Origin of the sequence: Paraburkholderia sp. RL17-368-BIF-A (assembly GCF_046054045.1) — a bacterium.
Taxonomy (GTDB): domain Bacteria; phylum Pseudomonadota; class Gammaproteobacteria; order Burkholderiales; family Burkholderiaceae; genus Paraburkholderia; species Paraburkholderia graminis.
In genome coordinates this window covers 36,445-55,385 of the sequence record NZ_JARESN010000019.1, presented here as the reverse complement: position 1 = coordinate 55,385, position 18,941 = coordinate 36,445, and the positions used below count along the sequence as shown (strand labels likewise).

The window sequence follows — 18,941 nt, the reverse complement described above, 5'->3', positions numbered from 1 at the left end:
ATTAAAAGCTAGAAGCAGATAATCGAAGCCGGGCGAAGCCGTTCAGGGAGGGGCGAATCGTATGATTCGCCCTTTTTTCGTGGCGTTTTTCAGCGGGGCAATGGTTGTGTGGCAATCGCGCTATGCCTGCACATGCGCGCACGCCATTAACCCTGTTTCGTGTTCGACTGCGCAAACTCGGCAAGCCTGCGTGCATCGACGATTTCTATTTCCGCGTAGCCAAGCCTCAACGCGCCCTGCGTTTCAAACTGCTTCAGCACCTGATTGATCGTTTGCCGCGACAGCGCGAGCATCATCGCGAGATCTTCCTGCGGCACGCCGATAACACGCCGCATGACGCCCGCGTCGCCATAGCCGCCCGCCATCAGCAGCAAGCGCCGCGCGACGCGTTGCGCGGCCGGCAGCAACGCGGCTTCTTCTATTGCATCGAAGGCGAGACGCAGCTTTTGCGTGAGCAGCAAGCCGAACGTGTGCCAATAGGCAGGCTTGCGTTCGAGCAGCGCGGCGAGTGCGGCGCGCGGCACATGAAACAGTTCGGTTTCGCGCTCGGCATACGCGTCGTGCGTTCGCGGACGATCATCGAACAGCGCGATCTCGCCGAACCAGTTCACTGGCTCGATGACAGCAAGCAGCGCTTCCTTGCCGCTCACACTCGCGGCGCCGATCCGCATCAGACCGCTCAGCACGCAATAGAGGCCGTCGTCGGCATCGCCGCGCGTGAAAAGACGCTCGCCGGCTGCGAGGCGCTCGACTCGTCCGCCGTCGGTCAATTGCGTCTGCAACGCGGCCGGCGCCGAGCGGAACCATGCGCTGCGTGCGAGCCGCGTGGCGAGCTGAGTCGGAGGAAGAGCTTCGGTCATTGAATGTGAATCGCGCCTGTGCCGATTGTCGATTGCCGATTGTCGGCTACCCGATGGTTTCAAATTTCGATCGCCGCGATTATGCTGACTTTGACCGAGGAGCGGCATCCATGAGAACGCTGACGCAACAGCTTACGCAGTATGCGGCTTACCATCGCGACCGGCGCAACATCGCCACGCATTTCATCGGCATTCCGCTGATCGTGCTGGCGTTGGCGGTGCTGCTGAGCCGTCCGTCGTTTGTGCCGGGCGGGTGGCCGTTCGCGTTATCGGCGGCGTGGCTGTTGTTCGTCGCGGCCACGCTCTATTACCTCGTGCTCGACGTGCCGCTCGGTTTGATGATGGCCGTGGTGTCCGCGCTGTGCATCGCATTCGGCGAGTGGATCGCCGCGCAGTCCACGTTGGCCTGGCTCGCAACGGGTGTTGGGCTTTTCGTGATCGGCTGGGTGTTCCAGTTTATCGGGCACGTTGCCTACGAGCATCGCAAGCCGGCTTTTATCGACGATGTAATTGGCCTCCTGATCGGGCCGCTGTTTGTGTTGGCCGAAGCACTGTTCGGCATCGGCTGGCGGCCTGCATTGCGTGAGGCGATAGAACGCGAGGTGGGGCCGACGCGCATCAACGAAGACCGCGCCGCGGCACACCGATAACACGCGCCGCCTTGCCTCATGAACCGTGCGGCTTCAGTCTTTTAATCTTTCAGCCGAAGCGCAAGAACCGCATGCTATGCAGTGCCGTCAGCGCGACGGCGATCCATATCGGCACATACGTGGCCAGTTGCGCGGCGCTCAACGTTTCGCCGAGCAGCGTGATCGACACCAGCACCAGCAACACCGGCTCCACGTAGCCGAGAATCCCAAACAACGCGACCGGCAACAGACGGCTTGCCGTCAGATACGAAGCCAACGCGAGCGTGCTCAGCAGGCCAAGCCCCGGCAGCAGCAGCAACCACATGTCGATGCGCCCGGAGATAAGCGGCAACGATCCTCCGCTGACGACAAACGCGACCGCGGCCGGCAGCAACAAGATCATTTCGACGGTGAACACCGCAAGCGAATCGTATTGGATTTTGCGGCGCAACACGAAGTACGGCGGATAGCCGAGCGCGACCAGCAGCGTCGGCCACGAGAATGCGCCCGTCACCCACAATTCGTGACCGACGCCGACGGCCGCGCTGACGACAGCGGCCCACTGCAAGCCGTCGAGGCGCTCGCGATAGTAGAAGCGCCCGACCAGCACCATTACGAGCGGCAAGAGGAAATAGCCGAGCGACACTTCGAGCATGCGCCCATGCAGCGGCGCCCACAGAAAGACCCATAGCTGCGCGCCGAGCAGCGCGGCGGCCGCGATCATCGCGAGGCCGAGCGTGGGTTGCGTCACCATCCGGTAAAGAAGCTGCCGCAGAATCGGCATGCGTTTGCGCAACGCGACGAGCAACAACGCGCCAGGCACGGTCCACACGATACGCCACGCGAAAATGTCGAGGCCGCTAAGCGGCGCGAGCAGCGTCGCGTATGCCGACAGCAACGCGAACATCGCACACGCGCTAATCGATAAGGCAATGCCGCGCTTCGGCGAATAGGCGTTCATTGCGCGGCCCGTCGCGCGGGATGGCGGCGCATCGCTATAGTTGTTGTCATTCGATGTGAAAGTCGGTGAGCGGCAGCGCTTACGTGCCGCTTTTTTGCTTTTGATCTGACGATGCAAGCCGGGCATTCTAGCCGGATTATCGACGTGGCATTCGCGGCATCGTTGCGCGCGTTCTGCGCTTTTTCGCGTTGCAGCGGCAAATTAATCCGTGCACATCTCGCGTCGATGAACTAGAACATAACTTCACGCGCGCGGGCGGTAACGCCCGCGCGTCTGCATCCGCAACGCAGCACTCCGTCGCTCAAGCGCGAAACTTGCTTCGGGATCATCCTGCAGCGTTTGCAACATCCACGAGCCGGGCCGGCTTTTCCGGACCTGCTTCCTTCGCAGCACGCATCGCACACTCGCACGCGTGCCGGCGTCCCGCACGAATCCCGCAAACCGAATGTGACTACTGGAGCCAGCATGACCCAGCCAGCCATCTCGCACGACGCATCGCCAGATCTACGCTCAGCTTTCGCCGCCGACGTCCGCGCCGGCCTCACCCATTCGCCGCAGAAAGAGTTGCCCTCCAAGTATCTGTACGACGAAGTCGGCTCCGCGTTGTTCGAAGTGATCACCGTGTTGCCCGAATACGGCGTGACGCGCGCTGAAGAACGGCTGCTCGCCAAGCATGCCGCGGACATCGTCGAGCATCTGCCACATGATGTGACGGTCGCGGAACTGGGCAGCGGAAGCGGCCGCAAAACGCGGCGCATTCTTGAAGCGCTGTGTAAAAAGCGCCCCACTTCTTACTGCCCGATTGAAATTTCGCGCAGCGCGTTGCAGTTGTGCAGGCGCGAACTGGGCGACATCGAACGTATTTCGATTGTGGGTTACGAGCGCGATTATCTGGCCGGTCTCGCGGAAGTCAGCAAGAAGCGCGCGGCCGACGAGCGGCTACTCGTGCTGTTCCTCGGCAGTACGATCGGCAATTTCGGCCGGCTTGCGGCGACGCGTTTTCTGCGCGACATCCGCAACATGCTTGCGCCCGGCGATGCGCTTCTGCTCGGCACCGATCTCATCAAGCCGACGCCCACATTGATTGCCGCTTACGACGACGCGATCGGCGTGACCGCGTCGTTCAATCTGAATCTGCTCGCGCGCATCAATCGCGAACTGGGCGGCGATTTTCCGCTCGACGCGTTCGAGCACGTCGCGCGTTTCAATCCGGACGCGCGCAGCATCGAAATGCATTTACGCGCGAAACGCGACGTGAGCGCGCATATCGCGGCCGCGAAGCTCACCGTCACGCTAAAGGCAGGCGAGACGATCTGGACCGAAAGCAGCCACAAATATCGCGCCGATGAAATGCCCGCGATCGCCGACGACGCGGGTTTCGCGTGCAGCCATCAGTGGGTGGAAAACGAGTGGGGATTCGCAGAGAGCCTGTTGGTGGCGCGCTAGGCCAGGCTGGGCGCTTAAGGCTTTTCATAACGCTGCGGATTTTTCAACGCAGCCAGTCGAAGCGGCGCGCGATGCTAAAAATCGCGCGCCGTTTTTTTGCGTCAGACGGCGCCGCGGTTGAGCCTCTTACCGCTCAGTGCTGCTCGAAACGCTCGTAGCGTTTTTCCGTCGCGCGTTCTTCGCCGCTCACTTCGGTCACGCGCGCGGCCGGCGGCCCGTGCCGCAGCCACGACAGCATCCGGTCGACCTGATTCGCCGCGCCCTGCAACATGGCTTCGACGGAGCCGTCCTCGAGATTCGCCACCCATCCCTTGATGCCGAGCGCATGCGCCTGGCGCACCGTCGCGTGACGAAAGCCGACGCCCTGCACAGTGCCGCGCACGCGCACGTAATACGTTTCGATCCGCTCATCCAGATCCGGGGCCATGCCGTTCTCTCCTCACAATCTTTCAAGCCGGCATTCTAGTCGGGTCGCGGCGACCCTGCTTGGGCGACAGCGGCCGCGCGCGCCACGTACAATCCCCCGACTGTCACGCAGGAAACGGAAACAGAATGACCGAACAGAATCGCGATCTCGTGCTCGTGACCGGCGCATCCGGCTTCGTCGGGTCGTCGGTGGCGCGCATCGCGCAACAGAAGGGCTTCAAAGTGCGCGTGCTGGTGCGCGCCACCAGTCCACGGCAAAACGTCGAATCGCTCGACGCGGAAATCGTCGTCGGCGATATGCGAGACGAAGCGTCGATGCGCAACGCGCTGCGCGGCGTGCGCTACCTGCTGCACGTCGCCGCGGATTACCGGCTGTGGGCGCCGGACCCGAGCGAGATCGAGCGCTCGAATCTGGAAGGCACCGAGGCCACCATGCGCGCGGCGTTGAAGGAAGGCGTCGAACGCATCGTGTACACGAGCAGCGTGGCGACGCTCAAGGTGACCAACTCCGGCAATTCCGCGGACGAAACCTCGCCGCTCAAAGCCGATCAGGCCATCGGCGTGTATAAGCGCAGCAAGGTGCTGGCCGAGCGCGCGGTCGAGCGCATGATCGCCCAAGACGGGCTGCCGGCGGTCATCGTCAATCCGTCCACGCCGATCGGTCCGCGCGACGTGAAGCCGACGCCGACCGGCCGCATCATCGTCGAGGCGGCGCTCGGCAAGATCCCGGCTTTCGTGGACACCGGCCTGAATCTCGTGCATGTCGACGATGTCGCCGCAGGCCACTTTCTCGCGCTCGAACGCGGCAAGATCGGCGAACGCTATATTCTCGGCGGCGAAAATCTGCCGCTTCAGCAGATGCTCGCGGACATCGCGGCGCTCACCGGCCGCAAGGCGCCCACCGTCAGCTTGCCGCGCTGGCCGCTGTATCCGCTTGCCGTGGGCGCGGAAGCCGTCGCCAGGTTCACGAAGCGCGAACCGTTCGTGACCGTCGACGGACTGAAGATGTCGAAGAACAAAATGTATTTCAGTTCCGCGAAGGCCGAGCGCGAACTCGGTTATCGAGCCCGACCGTATCGCGAGGGTTTGAGCGATGCGCTCGAATGGTTCCGGCAGGCCGGCTATCTGAAGCCGTAGCGCAAGCATTTTGTTACAACGTCGCTGTGGTTGCGAAAGGTAAAAGCCTGCGCGCAGCAGTTAAAATCGTGGGTCTTACCAGAGAAACCTCGCATGAATCTTCACGAACAGCTCGGCGCGCTGGAAGTGGGCGTCGATCAGCTCATTCAGGCTGTCGTGGCCCCGCCGGCCGAGAATATCCCCGAGACACGCAACGAGAACGCCGCGCATGAGGTGGCGGAGCAGGCTGCGTCCGTAGCGGACGAAGCCGAAGCAGAAACTGCGGTGAACGAAGCCGCCGCAGAGCCGGTTCCGCCCACGCTCGAAATCAATCGTCCGGCGCAGAACGAAATCACCATGACGATCGGCGGTCAGACCGTCGCGCTGCGTGCCGAGCAGATCGGACAACTGATCGAGGAACTGTCGAACGCGCGCGCGTCGATGACGCCGGAGCCGCCGCCAGGCATTCCGCCGGGCTGGCGTTTCGTGTCGACGAAGAATCCGGTCATGGCCGTGCAGAAGCAGTCGAACGGCGACCGTCTGCTAGTCATGCGCCATACCGGTCACGGCTGGGTGCCGTTCACTTTTTCGCCGGATATGGTGATTCAGCTTTATATGCTGCTCACGAAGGGCTAAATGACGAAGCGGCGCGTGTGCGCCGCTTTTTCGTTACCGCCCTGCACTGCTTCGTGCGGCCCGATGCGGGCCGCACCCATCTCAACGTTCCTGCACCGGCGCCTGAACCCGCGCCTTCCATTGCCCGCCTTTCCCGCGCCAGTAGCGCACCGCCGACGCGAACGTCGCGCCGACATAAAACAGCGCGATGAGCGGCAGAAACGGCGCCCACAGCGGCGAGCGGCGGTAATAGCTGAGCATCGGCGCATACGCGCAGCACATGGCCGCCCAGGCGAGCCATGCGGGCCAGCCGGTCGGCCCGAGCACCAGCGCGGCGACGGGCGGCACGAGGTAGATAACCGTCATGCCGGCGAGCGTGCCCGCGAGCAGCACCGGCGAATAATGCAGTTGCGTGAACGCTGTGCGCGCAATCATGTTCCAGATGTCGCGCCAACTGTCGTAAGGGCGCAGCGACACGCTGCGCGCCGCCACGTCGAGCCGGATTGCGTGACGCCCGGCGCCGCGATGTTTGATGCGCGCGGCCAGACTGCAATCGTCGATCAATTCAGCGCGGATCGATTCGATGCCGCCCGCTTCCTCGAGCGCGCTGCGGCGCACGAGCATGCAGCCGCCCGCCGCAGCCGCCGTGCGATTACGCGGGTTATTGACCCACGCGAACGGGTACAGCTTCGCGAAGAAGAACACGAAGGCCGGAATCAGCGCCTTCTCCCAGAACGAATCGCAGCGCAGGCGGACCATCAGCGAGACGAGATCGCGGCTTTCGATGTCGGCGCGGATCACGAGTTGCGTGACGGCGTCGGGCGGATGACCGATATCGGCGTCCGTCAGCAACAGAAAATCCGCGGGCAAGCCGAGCGTGCGTACCGCCTCGATGCCTTGCGACTGCGCCCACACCTTGCCCGACCAGCCCGGCGGCAACGGCTTCGCGCTCAGCACGGTCAGGCGGTCCGGGCATTGCAGCTGCAATGCCGCCGCGCGCGCGGCGTCGGCGGTGCCGTCGGTGCTGTGATCGTCGACGACGATCACGTGAAACTCGCCGGGATAGTCCTGCTCGAGCAGCGTCGTGACGGCTTCGGCAATGACGTCGACTTCATTGCGGGCGGGCACCACGGCGGCCACCGCGGGCCACGCGTCGCGCGGCGCGGGCGTGAGCGGCGCGGCCGGCCGCGCGCGCCAGAAGCCGCCCCGAGCGAACAGCAGCACGGCCCAAATCAGCAGGGACAAACAGGAGAGAAAAAACAGAATTACCGCCACCAGGCCCATTAAGCGTTACCCTCGATTTCCAGCAAGCGTCGCAATCATTTTTAATGTGGGCGCGAAGCGCTCCACGGGACGACGTAGTTTAAGGGTTCCGCCAAAGCGATGCAGCGTGCAATTATTGCCGCCCGAATTATCGGCGCGCGGATTGAAAGTGCCGCGTGCGCCCAACACTGTGGCGGGGCCGCCAAAGCAAAGCTGGCCTGATAGCGTTAGAATGCGCGTTTGGTTTTGCTGTACCCGGCACGTCGCCGGAGCTCAAGACGCTAACTAATTAGATGGTCGCGGCGATAAAGTCAGAATTTCCGGCTTCTTCGAAACCCGCGTCAGTCGGAGTCCGCCAACATATGCGAGTCATCCTTGCCCAACCCCGCGGCTTTTGCGCGGGCGTTGTTCGTGCAATCGAGATTGTCGATCGGGCGCTGCAGCAGCACGGCGCGCCCGTGTACGTGCGCCACGAAATTGTCCACAATCGCCACGTGGTCGACAATCTGCGTCAGAAAGGCGCGCGCTTCGTCGAAGAACTCGATGAAGTGCCCCAAGGCGCCGTGGCGATTTTCAGCGCGCATGGCGTCGCCCAAACGGTCGAACGCGACGCGGAAGCGCGCGGCCTCGACGTGCTGGACGCGACCTGCCCGCTCGTCACCAAGGTTCACGTGCAGGGGCGCCAATATGTGGCCGCCGGGCGCACGCTGATCCTGATCGGCCATGCCGGGCATCCGGAAGTGGAAGGCACGATCGGCCAGATTCCGGGCAAGGTCCTGCTGGTGCAGAGCGAAGCCGAGGTCGAGCATCTGAACCTGCCGGTCGATACGCCGCTTGCCTATGTCACGCAAACCACGCTGTCGGTGGACGACACGCGCGGCATTATCGACGCGCTGCTGCGCCGGTTTAACGACATCGTCGGGCCGGACACGCGCGACATCTGCTACGCGACGCAAAACCGCCAGGCCGCGGTGCGCGAGTTGAGCAAGCAGGTCGACGTATTGCTGGTGGTGGGCGCAACCAATAGCTCCAACTCGAACCGGCTACGCGAAATCGGCAGCGAAAGCGGCGTGGCGAGCTATCTCGTCGCCGACGGTTCGGAGGTGAAGCAGGAATGGTTTGCGAATGCGCAGACCATCGGCATCACCGCCGGTGCTTCAGCGCCGGAAGAAATGGTCAAGAACGTAATTGATGCGCTGAGCGCAATGGGGCCCGTCGACGTCACGACAATGGCGGGCCGTGAAGAGAAAGTCGAATTCAAGTTGCCATCGAAGCTGATGCAACCACTCGCGGCACGCGAAGTTTAAGGAGGACGTCTTGTCTATTCCGCTGCTACAGAAAGTCCGGGTCGGCGCATACATCATGCGTCAGCACCTTTCCGGCAACAAACGCTACCCGCTCGCACTGATGCTGGAGCCGCTGTTCCGCTGCAATCTCGCCTGCAATGGCTGCGGCAAGATCGATTATCCGGACCCCATCCTGAATCAGCGTCTGTCGCTGGAAGAATGTCTTGGCGCAGTCGACGAATGCGGCGCGCCGGTGGTGTCGATTGCAGGCGGCGAGCCGCTCCTGCACAAGGAAATGCCGCAGATCGTCAAGGGCATCATCGCGCGCAAGAAGTTCGTGTATCTGTGCACGAACGCGCTGCTGATGGAAAAGAAGATGGACGACTACGAGCCGAATCCGTACTTCGTCTGGTCGGTTCACCTGGATGGCGATCAGCAGATGCATGACCATTCGGTGTCGCAAGACGGCGTGTACGACAAGGCGGTCGCGGCCATCAAGGAAGCGAAGCGCCGCGGTTTCCGCGTCAACATCAACTGCACGCTGTTCAACGACGCCGTGCCCGAGCGCGTGGCCGCGTTCTTCGACACGGTCGGGCCGATGGGCGTGGACGGCATCACCGTCTCGCCCGGCTATGCGTATGAGCGCGCGCCGGATCAGCAGCACTTCCTGAACCGCGACAAGACCAAGCATCTGTTCCGCGAGATTTTCAAGCGCGGCAACAACGGCAAGAACTGGTCGTTCAGCCAGTCGGCCATGTTCCTCGACTTCCTCGCCGGCAACCAGACGTACGAATGCACGCCGTGGGGCAACCCGGCGCGCACGGTGTTCGGCTGGCAGAAGCCGTGCTACTTGGTGGGCGAAGGCTACGTGAAGACCTTCAAGGAATTGATGGAAACCACGGACTGGGACAAGTACGGCACGGGCAACTACGAAAAGTGCGCCGACTGCATGGTCCACTGCGGTTTCGAGGCGACGGCCGTGATGGATACGGTTGCGCATCCGCTGAAGGCGCTCAAGGTGAGCTTGCGCGGCCCGAAGACGAGCGGTGCTTTCACCAAAGACATTCCTTTGGACAAGCAGCGCCCGGCCGAGTACGTGTTCTCGCGCCACGTCGAGATCAAGCTGGAAGAGATCAAGGTGGCGGGCAAGGGCAAGAAGGTGCAGACGGCTACGGCTGCGCACTGAGCGTTGGATCGAATAAAAAAGCGCGGTGGCTTTAGAGGCCACCGCGCTTTTTCTTTGCAGCTTTCTTTGCAGTGCAGTTATCCCGCGCTGCGCGCGTTATGCGCGGTCAGGAACTTGATCAATCCGTCGACGCCGCCTTTGGCCAGTTGATCGGCGAACTGCGTCTGATACACCTGGATCAGCCACGCGCCCATCATGTTGATGTCGTAGATCTTCCAGCCGGACGGTCCCTTGGTCAGCCGGTAGTCGATTGCGTCGTCGCCGCCATTGCTGAGCACGTGCGATTGCACGACGATGTCTTTCGCGCCGCCCGGCGCGTTGACCGGCAGAAACTTGAACTTCACGTCCTGATCGCGCAACTGCGAAAGCGACGAAGCATAAGTGCGCACGAGCAACAGCGTGAACTGCTCGTAAAGTTGCTTCTGCTGTTCGGGCGTGGCCGTGCTCCATGCCTTGCCCACCGCGATACGCGTGGTGCGCTGAAAGTCGGTTGCCGGCACGAAGCGCGTCTCGACCAGTTGCGTGATCTTCGACATATCGCCGCCGCGTGCCTGCGGATCGGCCTTCATTGCCGAGACCGTGCCCTCGACGGCACTTTTTACCACGGCGTCGGGCGCAGTTTGCGCATAGGCAGCCGTCGACACAACGGCCGCAGCCAGAAAAGCAGATAGATAACGTTTCATACGCTCAGGCAACCTGGAAAAAGTGTGCGCCGCCCGCTAGCCGCGAAGCAGCGAACCAGCAAGCACAACGGATAAGCAAGCTGGCGGCGAAAGCTGGATAGACCAGTATACCGAGATTGCGTTCCCGCCCCATCGAGCGATGCCGGCGAGCAGTGCCATCCAACGGCGCGTCCGGGAGCCGCATTTGCTACCGCCCTTGCTGCCGGCCATGCCGCGCACGCCGGCGATGCCGACGCGACTACGCGCCGCCGACGCGCATTGCCGTCGAATGCGGTCCGGTTTGCTCCGGCTCTGTATACTTGTGCACTTTCCTGAAAATGCCACCCGTGATAAGGCCAGCTCCGCCTACATGCTGAAGTCATCTATCGTTCGCCTCGTCGCCTACTCGGTGCGCCATCCGCTGCGGATCATCGCACTGTCGATCGTGCTCGCCGTCCTGAGCGGGATCTATGTCGCGCATCACTTCAAGATCAACACGGACATCAGCCGTCTCATCGAAACGGACAAGCAATGGTCCACGCTCGAGCACGCGATGGACCAGGCCTTCCCCGATCGCGGCGAAACGGTGCTGGTCGTCGTCGAGGCGCGCGCGCCCGAATTCGCCGACGCTGCCGCGAATGCGCTCACAGCCGCACTGAAGGCCGAGACGAAGGAATTCGTCGCGGTCTCGCAGCCCGCCGGCGGGCCGTTCTTCGAACACAACGGCCTGCTGTTCCCGTCGACGGAAGAAGTCATGTCGACCACCTCGCAACTGGTGCAGTCGCGCCCGCTCGTGAACACGCTCGCGCACGACCCGAGTCTCACGGGACTCGCCGGCACGCTCACCACGAGCCTCTTACTGCCGCTGCAAATCGGCCAGGTGAAGCTCTCGGACATGAGCCGCCTGTTGTCGCAAAGCGCCAACACGCTCGATCTCGTGCTGGCCGGCAAGCCTGCTGCTTTCTCGTGGCGCGCGTTCGTCGATAAGAGTGCGGCCACCAATCCGGCGCGCGCATTCGTGGTCGTGCAGCCGGTCGTGAACTACGATGCGCTCGAGCCGGGCGCAAGCGCGTCGAAGGCGATCCGCGATACAGCCGCTTCGCTGCATCTCGACTCGCGCTATGGCGCGAGCGTGCGCCTGACCGGCGAACAGCCGCTCGCCGACGAAGAATTCGCGTCGGTCAAGGACGGTGCAGTGCTCAACGGCATCGGCACGTTCGTCGTCGTGCTGGTGATCTTGTGGCTCGCGCTGCGCTCGGGCCGCATGATCGCCGCGGTCTTCATCACGCTCTTCGTCGGGCTGGCGATTACCGCGGCGCTCGGCCTCATGATGGTCGGCGCGCTGAACATGATCTCGGTTGCGTTCATGGTGCTGTTCGTCGGGCTCGGCGTGGACTTCGGCGTGCAGTTCGGCGTCAAGTATCGTGAGGAGCGCAATCGCGACGACCGGCTGTCCGCCGCCCTCGCCCATACCGCGCACAGTATCGGCGTGCCGCTCACGCTCGCGGCGGTCGCCGTCGCGCTCAGCTTCTTCTCGTTTCTGCCGACGGCGTATCGCGGCGTGTCCGAGCTTGGCGAGATCGCCGGTGTCGGCATGTTCGTCGCGTACCTGACCAACATGACGTTGCTGCCGGCATTGCTGAAGATCTTCAATCCGCCGGGCGAGCCCGCATCGCCTGGCTTCAAACAGCTTGCTCCCGTCGACGACTTCCTTGCTCGTCACCGCAAGCCCGTGCTGATCGGCACGTTGATCGTCGTGATCGGCGCGACGCCGCTGCTCACGCGTCTGCACTTCGACTTCAATCCGCTGCATCTGAAAGATCCGCATACGGAGTCGATGGCCACGCTGTTGTCGCTGAAGGATTCGCCCGAGGCCGCGGTGAACAACGTGCATGCGCTCGCGCCCTCGCTTGTCGACGCGGACCGCATGGCCGAGCGCTTGCGCGCGTTGCCCGAAGTCGGCCGCGTGACGACGCTCGACACGTTCGTTCCGGCGCAGCAGCAACAAAAGATGATGCTGATCGCAAGCGCCGCGCAGCAACTGCTGCCCGCGCTTCAACAGCAGCCCGCGCCGCAAGCCACGGACGCCGTGCGCGTCGCGGCGCTCAAGCGCGCGTCGAACCAGCTCTCGCTCGCCGCCGACGATCACCCCGGCCCCGGCGCGGCCGAAGCCAAACACTTGTCGGACACGCTGCAAAAGCTCGCCGCCGCCGATGCCGCCACGCGCGACCGCGCGGAAAACGCGATGTCCGAGCCGCTCCGCATTGCGCTCAAGCAACTCGAAAACCTGCTGCAGCCGACTGAAATCACGCGCGACAATCTGCCGAAGGAAATTTCGAAGGGCTGGGTCTCGAAAGACGGCCGCGCGCTCGTCGACATCGCGCCGAAAGTAAAACCGGGCGCCGATCCGAACGACGACGTCGCGCTCGCCCGCTTCGCGCATGCGGTGAAGAAGGCGGAGCCGGGCGCGATCGGCGGGCCGATTTCGATCCTGCATTCCGCGGACACGATCATCAAGGCGTTCCTGCAGGCTGCCGGCTGGGCGCTGCTGTCCATCGCGATCCTGTTGTGGGTCGCGCTGCGGCGCCTCGGCGACATGTTGCGCACGCTGGTTCCGTTGCTCGTGTCGGCGCTCGTCACGCTCGAATTGTGCGTGGTGTTCGGCATGCCGCTGAACTTCGCGAATATCATCGCATTGCCGCTGATGCTCGGCGTCGGCGTGGCCTTCAAGATTTACTTCGTGATGGCGTGGCGCAATGGCCAGACCGGCCTGTTGCAGTCGAGCCTGACGCATGCCGTGCTGTTCAGCGCCGCGACCACGGCGACGGCGTTCGGCAGCCTCTGGCTATCGCATCATCCGGGGACGTCCAGCATGGGTCGCCTGCTGGCGCTTTCGCTCTTTTGCACACTCATCGGCGCCGTGGTTTTTCAACCTGTGCTGATGGGCAAGCCGCGCCCACGTCGCGCGAAGCACCAAGGAATATAAGCATGAAACTGCGTACCACTGTGCTGGCGCTCGCCGCCACCGGCCTCATATCGGGCTGCGCGACCGGTCCTGAGCGCAAGCCAGGCGATCCGTTCGAGCCGATGAACCGGGCGGTGTTCAACTTCAACGACGGCCTCGACCGCTACGTCGCGGTGCCCGTCGCGAAGGGCTATCAGAAGGTGACGCCGCAGCCGCTGCGCACGGCCGTGAGCAACTTCTTCTCGAACCTCGGCGACCTCAGCAACGCCGCGAACGCGCTGCTGCAATTGAAGATCACCGACGCGACCGAGGACATCATCCGTTTCGCGTTCAACTCGACGTTCGGTCTTGGCGGCCTGCTCGATTGGGCGACGCCCGCCGGCTTGCCGAAGCATCACCAGGATTTTGGACTGACGCTTGGGCATTGGGGCATTCCGTCGGGACCGTATCTGGTGTTGCCGCTGTTCGGCCCGAGCACGGTGCGCGACAGCATGGGGCTGGTGGTGGACGTGAAGTTCAATCCGTTGAACTACATGGAGCCGGCGGTGCGTAATCCGCTGTATGTGCTGCAGTTCGTGAGCGTGCGCTCGGATCTGCTCGGCGCGACGGATCTGCTGCAACAGGCGGCGTTGGACAAATACTCGTTCGTGCGCGACGCGTACACGCAGCAACGGCGGGCGCGTCTGCGCGGCACGAGCGATAACGCCGCGCCGCTGCCGGAATACGACGATGAGGGCGACTCGGGCGCCGCGACGGTTCCGGCGAAAGGCGCTGCGGCAGGCGCGCCGGCCGCGCTGCCGAACTACGCGGACCCGGGCGATACGGCGGGGACGCCGGATGCGGCGTCTGGTGCGGCTACGGGCGCGCCGGCGGGGGTGCCGGCGGGAGTGCCGGATTACACGGACCCGGGGGAGGCGCCGGCGGGTGGTGCGGGTGGTGCGGCGACGGGAGCGAATAGTGGGGCAACGGCACCGGCTGCGGCCTCCGCGCCGGGCACGACCACCCCGGCTCCGCAGTCTGCGCCTGCTGATAATAAACAGCCGGCTTCAGCGCCCGCCGCGCAATAACAGCCACCGGCGAGTCTTGGTCCCGAGGTGGGCGGAGATAGGCAAGCAGTCCGCTTATAAAGTGCCGCAGGCAGTCGGGCGGCAGATGGGTGTGCTCAGGCGGGCGAGGATAGCAGAGCAGTCGGATCGAAGTGGCGGCAGGTAGGCGTGCCGCCGCAGGTGGGTTCGCCGCAGGTGGGTTCGCCGCAGGTGGGTTCGCCGCAGGTGGGTTTGCGGCAAGTAGGCGTCATAGCTGAACGTCGCAGATAAGCACTGCGCGGCGGGGCGAGCAGCGGCTGGCCGTGCCAGAACTGTGCGGATGCGGCGCGGGCGACCGGGGCAAAACTACTGGCCCAGCCGCCCTCACCGCTCGCAGTCAAGCCACGCGCATATCCAACGCACGAGCCGCGCCAAGCGCATGCCGCGCCTGCACCAGCGAAACCCGCGCCGCACGAGCATCTATCGCCACCTGAATCAGCGCGCCAATCTGCGACGGCTGCCTCAACAGCTCACGCAAAATCGGCGCGAGCGCAGTGCTACCGTCGTCGCGCAGTCCCGCAGTCGCCGCCGACGGCAACGTGCGCCACGCCGGATCGACAATCGCGCGGCACACGGCGAACGGCAAGCCACGCGCCGCGGCCATCGCGCCGGCCAGATGCGACTCCATATCCACAGCCAACGCGCCCGTCGACCGATGAAGCGCGCGCTTGTCATCGGCGGACATGAGCGGTGCGGCCACCGCGGCCATTGGACCGCGCCGCAAACGCGACGCGAGCGGCGCGGTTCCGAGCGCGGCGGCGAGCCGGTTGGCCCAGGCGGCATCGGTCGGAACACGGCCGAACGGGCCGACGACTGCGTCGGCGATAACCAGCGCGCCCGGCTTCAGATCCGGCGCGAGACCGCCCGCCGTCCCGAAGCTGACGATGCCCGAGCAACCGCGTGCCACCGCTGCGCTCAGCGCGCGCTCGAGCAGATCGGCGCGTGCCGCATACACGACTTCGACGCCCTCGCCGCGCGCAATCCGCGCCTCGAAGGCCATGCCCGTCACGACGATCACCGGCAGATCGCCGGAGCCGGAGCGTGAGCCGGCATCCGCATCGGCGGACCGCCCTGTTGAACGAACCATCCGTTACATCCCGACCGCGACGCGCGTGAGCCCGTTGCGCTTCAGATGACGGTACCGCGCCAGCGCCCACAGCGGGAAGAACTTGCGATAACCGTGGTAACGCAGATAAAACACGCGCGGGAAGCCCGTCGCCGTAAAGCGCGTCTCGTCCCACAGACCATGCTCACGCTGTTCGCGCTGCAAGTACTCGATGCCGCGCGCCACAGCCTCGTGATCGACCTCGCCCGCCGCCATCAAACCCATCAGCGCCCATGCCGTTTGCGACGCCGTGCTCGGCGCGCGCTCGTAGCCGCGATAGTCGAGCTTGTAGCTCTCGCCGCCCTCGCCCCAACCGCCGTCTTCGTTTTGAATCGACAGAAGCCATTGCGCGGCGCGCCGGATGCGCGGATCGTCGTGCGGCAGGCCGGCCGCGTTCAGCGAACACAGCGCAGTCCACGTCCCGTAGATGTAGTTCAGGCCCCAGCGGCCGTACCAGCTACCGTCGGCTTCCTGCTCCTTCAGCATGTAGTCGAGCGCGCGTTGCGCCGGTTCGCTGTTCTGCGGGAATTCGCCAAGCTGCGCGAGCATCGACAGGCAACGGCCCGACACGTCCGCGGTCGGCGGATCGAGCAATGCGCCGTGATCCGAGAACGGAATGTTGTTCAGGTAGTACTGCGTGTTTTCGGGCTCGAATGCGCCCCAGCCGCCGTCGCTGCTCTGCATGCCGACGACCCATTCGCGCGCCCGCGCAATCGCCTCGCGATCCGCGCCCGAGTGCGTGAGCGCTTCCGAGCGATGCATGGCCATCGCGACCACTGCCGTATCGTCGACGTCGGGGTAATACGCGTTGTTGTACTGGAACGCCCAGCCGCCGGGACGCACATTGGGCCTGCGCGAAATCCAGTCGCCGCGCACATCCAGAATCTGCAGCGGACGCAGCCACGCAAGGCCGCGCTCGGCCGCCTGCTCGGCGCGCGCGTCGCCCGTTTCGAGCAGCGCATGCGCGGCGAGCGACGTGTCCCATACCGGCGACAGACACGGCTGGCAATACGCTTCGTCGTCCTTGATGACGAGCAGCTTTTCAATCGACCGGCGCGCGATCGCACGATTCGGATGATCGGCCGGATAGCCGAGCACGTCGTACATCATCACCGAGTTGGCCATCGCCGGGAAAATCGCGCCGAGGCCGTCTTCCCCGTTCAGACGCTGATCGACGAACGCCACCGCCTCGCGCACCGCGCGCTCGCGCGTGGCTTTGGGGAACAGGCCGTCGACCGCTCGCAGCACCGTGTCGACGACACGGAAAAAGCCGAACCAGCCGACGTGCTGATGCGGCGCGCGCGCCGGCATGCCGGTGTTCACCGGTGCGCCGCGGAACAGTTCGTCGATGCGCACGCGGCGCGGATTGCGCGCGAGCGGCCGCTTGGCGTTGAGCACGAGCAGCGGCACGATGACCGTGCGCGCCCAGTACGACACCTTCGACAGATGGAACGGGAACCACATCGGCAGCAGCGTGATTTCGACGGGCATCATCGGCACCGCGCGCCATGACACCACGCCGAAGAGCGCGAGCAGGATGCGCGTGAACACGTTCACGGTTTCCGCGCCGCCGTGCGCGAGAATCGCTTCGCGCGCGCGGACCATGTGCTCGGCATCCACGGGATCGCCGATCATCTTCAGCGCGAAGTACGCCTTCACGCTTGCGCTGATGTCGATGGCGCCGTCGGTGAAAAGCGGCCAGCCGCCGTTCGGCAACTGGATGCGGCGCAGATAGCGCGCGATCTTCTGCTCCAGCTCCACGTTCGGCGTCTCGCCGAGGTAATGGACCAGCAGCACGTATTCGGCGGGGATGGTTGCGTCCGCCTCGAGTTCGTAGACCCAGTGGCCGTCCGGTTTCTGCGCGGCGAGAATGGCATCGGTCGCGCGCGTGATGGCGGCGTCGAGCGAAGGAGCCAGTGCGGCGGATGCTTCGGCTGCGGCGGCCGCACTGCTCGCCGCGGCCTGCGCGTTCTGCGCCTCGCCGGCGGTTTCGGGCATGGCGGCGCCCAGCACGTGGGCTTGAGATAAGTCGTTCATCAGCGTTCCATCGGTTGATTCAGCAGCGTATCCGCGGCCTTCTGGCCGGAGCGGATCGCGCCTTCAATCGTCGCGGGCAGGCCGGTAGCCGTCCAGTCTCCCGCGAGCATCAGATTATTCCAGCGAGTGCGCGTGCCGGGACGCAGCGTTTCCTGGTCCGGCAGCGCGGCGAATGTCGCATTCCTGTCGACGACGACTTGCCAGTCCGGCATCGGCGCGGCGGGCAGATTGGCCGCCTGCGCGACATCGGCCCACACGCGCGCCGCAAGCTCTTCGGCGGGCGTGTCGATGAGCGATTCCGCGCCGTGGATCGTCGCCGAAAGACGCCCGTCGAACGCGAACAGCCACTGCGCCGTTCCGTTGACGAGGCCGGTCACGGACGGCAAGCCGAACGGCGGCTCCACCGCGAAATACACGCTGATGGTCGCGGTAAAGCGAGTCGGCGCGCGCAGACCCGGAACCAGCGTCTGCGCGACGTCCGGCGGCACGGCGAGGATCACGGCGTGGTTCGCGTCGAGCGCGATGGTTTCATCGACGAAATTCAGTGCCTTTACGCGGTTCGAATTCGACGTTGCGCTCGCGCTCACGCCGGCGCTTTCGGCGAACACGAGGTTTTCGAGCCGCGAACCCAGTTCGATGGTCGCGCCGCCATGCTGCAGCAGGCGCAACGCCGGGTCGACGAAAGCATGGCTCAGGCCGTTGCGCGCAACCAGCGGACGGCACGCCAGACCGCCGGCAATCAGCGTCTCGCGCACCATCGCCGCGGTGAGTTCCGCCGACGCCTCGCGCGGCTCGACGGCGAGCATCGCGCGAAATAGCGGCGCCAGCAGGCGGTCCCACAGCGGGCCGTTGCTGCGCATGGTCTGCGCGACACTGCGGCCGGGCTTGGCGAACAACAGCGGCACCACGCTCAGATAATCGCCGGGGCCGGTGTTCGGCACGCGCGCGTTCGGGTCGAAGATCCACCACGGCAGCCGTCCCGGCGACATGCGCACAGTCCAGCGCGCCCGCGTGGCGAGGTCGACGAAGGGCAATTCCGGCAGCGCCGGCCCCGTGAGTTCGTCCGCCGAGCCGATCGCCCGAAGGTAGTTCAGCGTGGCCGCGTTGCCCGACATGATCAGGTGATTGCCGCTGTCGATCGTCGCGCCGAGCTTCGCGTCGTAATACGAACGGCACCGGCCGCCGGCCTGCGCGGCCGCTTCGTGCAACACGACTCGCGCGCCGCGCCGCTGCAACTGCACGGCGGCGGCGAGGCCGGCGAGGCCCGCGCCGACCACATGTACGAGCCTCGGCATCGGC

General features: G+C 64.6%; 16 protein-coding genes. 8 read left to right on the top strand and 8 right to left on the bottom strand.

What is annotated here, in order from left to right; genetic code table 11:
- Window positions 1-146 precede the first annotated feature (146 nt).
- Window positions 147-860, bottom strand: a complete 714-nt coding sequence (locus P0D87_RS26370) for a Crp/Fnr family transcriptional regulator (protein WP_053859778.1) — start codon at window positions 858-860, stop codon at window positions 147-149.
- Between the two features lie 110 nt (window positions 861-970).
- Here P0D87_RS26370 and P0D87_RS26365 point away from each other — a divergent pair, with 110 nt between their 5' ends.
- A complete protein-coding gene (locus tag P0D87_RS26365; protein WP_053859777.1) occupies window positions 971-1,510 on the top strand; it encodes an Mpo1 family 2-hydroxy fatty acid dioxygenase in 540 nt (179 codons plus the stop codon).
- A 49-nt stretch (window positions 1,511-1,559) separates the two neighbouring features.
- Here P0D87_RS26365 and rarD read toward each other — a convergent pair whose 3' ends face one another.
- Entirely contained in the window at window positions 1,560-2,450 is an 891-nt protein-coding gene (gene rarD, locus P0D87_RS26360; RefSeq protein WP_006047431.1) for an EamA family transporter RarD, read from the bottom strand.
- A 465-nt stretch (window positions 2,451-2,915) separates the two neighbouring features.
- Between rarD and egtD the strand changes: the two genes are divergently transcribed.
- On the top strand, window positions 2,916-3,896 hold the full coding sequence (gene egtD / locus P0D87_RS26355) for an L-histidine N(alpha)-methyltransferase (RefSeq protein WP_006047432.1): 981 nt from the start codon (window positions 2,916-2,918) through the stop codon (window positions 3,894-3,896).
- A 133-nt stretch (window positions 3,897-4,029) separates the two neighbouring features.
- Here egtD and P0D87_RS26350 read toward each other — a convergent pair whose 3' ends face one another.
- Complete coding sequence (locus P0D87_RS26350) at window positions 4,030-4,323, bottom strand: acylphosphatase (RefSeq protein ID WP_006047433.1); 294 nt, start codon at window positions 4,321-4,323, stop codon at window positions 4,030-4,032.
- Window positions 4,324-4,448: 125 nt separating this feature from the next.
- Between P0D87_RS26350 and hpnA the strand changes: the two genes are divergently transcribed.
- Entirely contained in the window at window positions 4,449-5,459 is a 1,011-nt protein-coding gene (hpnA, locus tag P0D87_RS26345) for a hopanoid-associated sugar epimerase (RefSeq protein ID WP_053859776.1), read from the top strand.
- A 93-nt stretch (window positions 5,460-5,552) separates the two neighbouring features.
- Window positions 5,553-6,074, top strand: a complete 522-nt coding sequence (locus P0D87_RS26340; protein WP_053859775.1) for a hypothetical protein — start codon at window positions 5,553-5,555, stop codon at window positions 6,072-6,074.
- A gap of 81 nt (window positions 6,075-6,155) precedes the next feature.
- On the opposite strand, the gene P0D87_RS26335 is transcribed toward P0D87_RS26340, so the two are convergent.
- Entirely contained in the window at window positions 6,156-7,337 is a 1,182-nt protein-coding gene (locus tag P0D87_RS26335) for a glycosyltransferase (protein WP_053859774.1), read from the bottom strand.
- A 341-nt stretch (window positions 7,338-7,678) separates the two neighbouring features.
- Between P0D87_RS26335 and ispH the strand changes: the two genes are divergently transcribed.
- Together ispH and hpnH are read left to right on the top strand one after the other, a co-directional pair.
- On the top strand, window positions 7,679-8,623 hold the full coding sequence (gene ispH / locus P0D87_RS26330; RefSeq protein WP_006047437.1) for a 4-hydroxy-3-methylbut-2-enyl diphosphate reductase: 945 nt from the start codon (window positions 7,679-7,681) through the stop codon (window positions 8,621-8,623).
- A gap of 10 nt (window positions 8,624-8,633) precedes the next feature.
- Window positions 8,634-9,788 carry an adenosyl-hopene transferase HpnH gene (gene hpnH / locus P0D87_RS26325; RefSeq protein ID WP_006047438.1) on the top strand — a complete coding sequence of 385 codons (1,155 nt, stop codon included), beginning with the start codon at window positions 8,634-8,636 and terminating at the stop codon, window positions 9,786-9,788.
- Between the two features lie 77 nt (window positions 9,789-9,865).
- Here the strand turns inward: hpnH and P0D87_RS26320 are convergent, their stop codons facing one another.
- Window positions 9,866-10,471, bottom strand: a complete 606-nt coding sequence (locus P0D87_RS26320) for an MlaC/ttg2D family ABC transporter substrate-binding protein (protein WP_006047439.1) — start codon at window positions 10,469-10,471, stop codon at window positions 9,866-9,868.
- A 349-nt stretch (window positions 10,472-10,820) separates the two neighbouring features.
- Between P0D87_RS26320 and hpnN the strand changes: the two genes are divergently transcribed.
- Both hpnN and P0D87_RS26310 read left to right on the top strand, forming a co-directional pair.
- Complete coding sequence (gene hpnN / locus P0D87_RS26315; RefSeq protein WP_053859773.1) at window positions 10,821-13,436, top strand: hopanoid transporter HpnN; 2,616 nt, start codon at window positions 10,821-10,823, stop codon at window positions 13,434-13,436.
- Between the two features lie 2 nt (window positions 13,437-13,438).
- Window positions 13,439-14,482, top strand: coding sequence for an MlaA family lipoprotein (locus P0D87_RS26310; RefSeq protein ID WP_053859772.1), 1,044 nt, complete (start codon window positions 13,439-13,441; stop codon window positions 14,480-14,482).
- 355 nt (window positions 14,483-14,837) lie between these two features.
- Here P0D87_RS26310 and P0D87_RS26305 read toward each other — a convergent pair whose 3' ends face one another.
- The 3 genes from P0D87_RS26305 to hpnE are packed head-to-tail and all read right to left on the bottom strand — an operon-like array spanning window position 14,838 to window position 18,937.
- Entirely contained in the window at window positions 14,838-15,587 is a 750-nt protein-coding gene (locus P0D87_RS26305; RefSeq protein ID WP_053859771.1) for a phosphorylase, read from the bottom strand.
- Between the two features lie 3 nt (window positions 15,588-15,590).
- On the bottom strand, window positions 15,591-17,642 hold the full coding sequence (gene shc / locus P0D87_RS26300; protein ID WP_053859770.1) for a squalene--hopene cyclase: 2,052 nt from the start codon (window positions 17,640-17,642) through the stop codon (window positions 15,591-15,593).
- The gene (hpnE, locus tag P0D87_RS26295) at window positions 17,642-18,937 is read right to left on the bottom strand and encodes a hydroxysqualene dehydroxylase HpnE (RefSeq protein ID WP_053859769.1); all 1,296 of its coding nucleotides are present in this window, start codon (window positions 18,935-18,937) and stop codon (window positions 17,642-17,644) included. Before hpnE ends, shc begins: the two co-directional genes overlap by 1 nt.
- Window positions 18,938-18,941 lie beyond the last annotated feature (4 nt).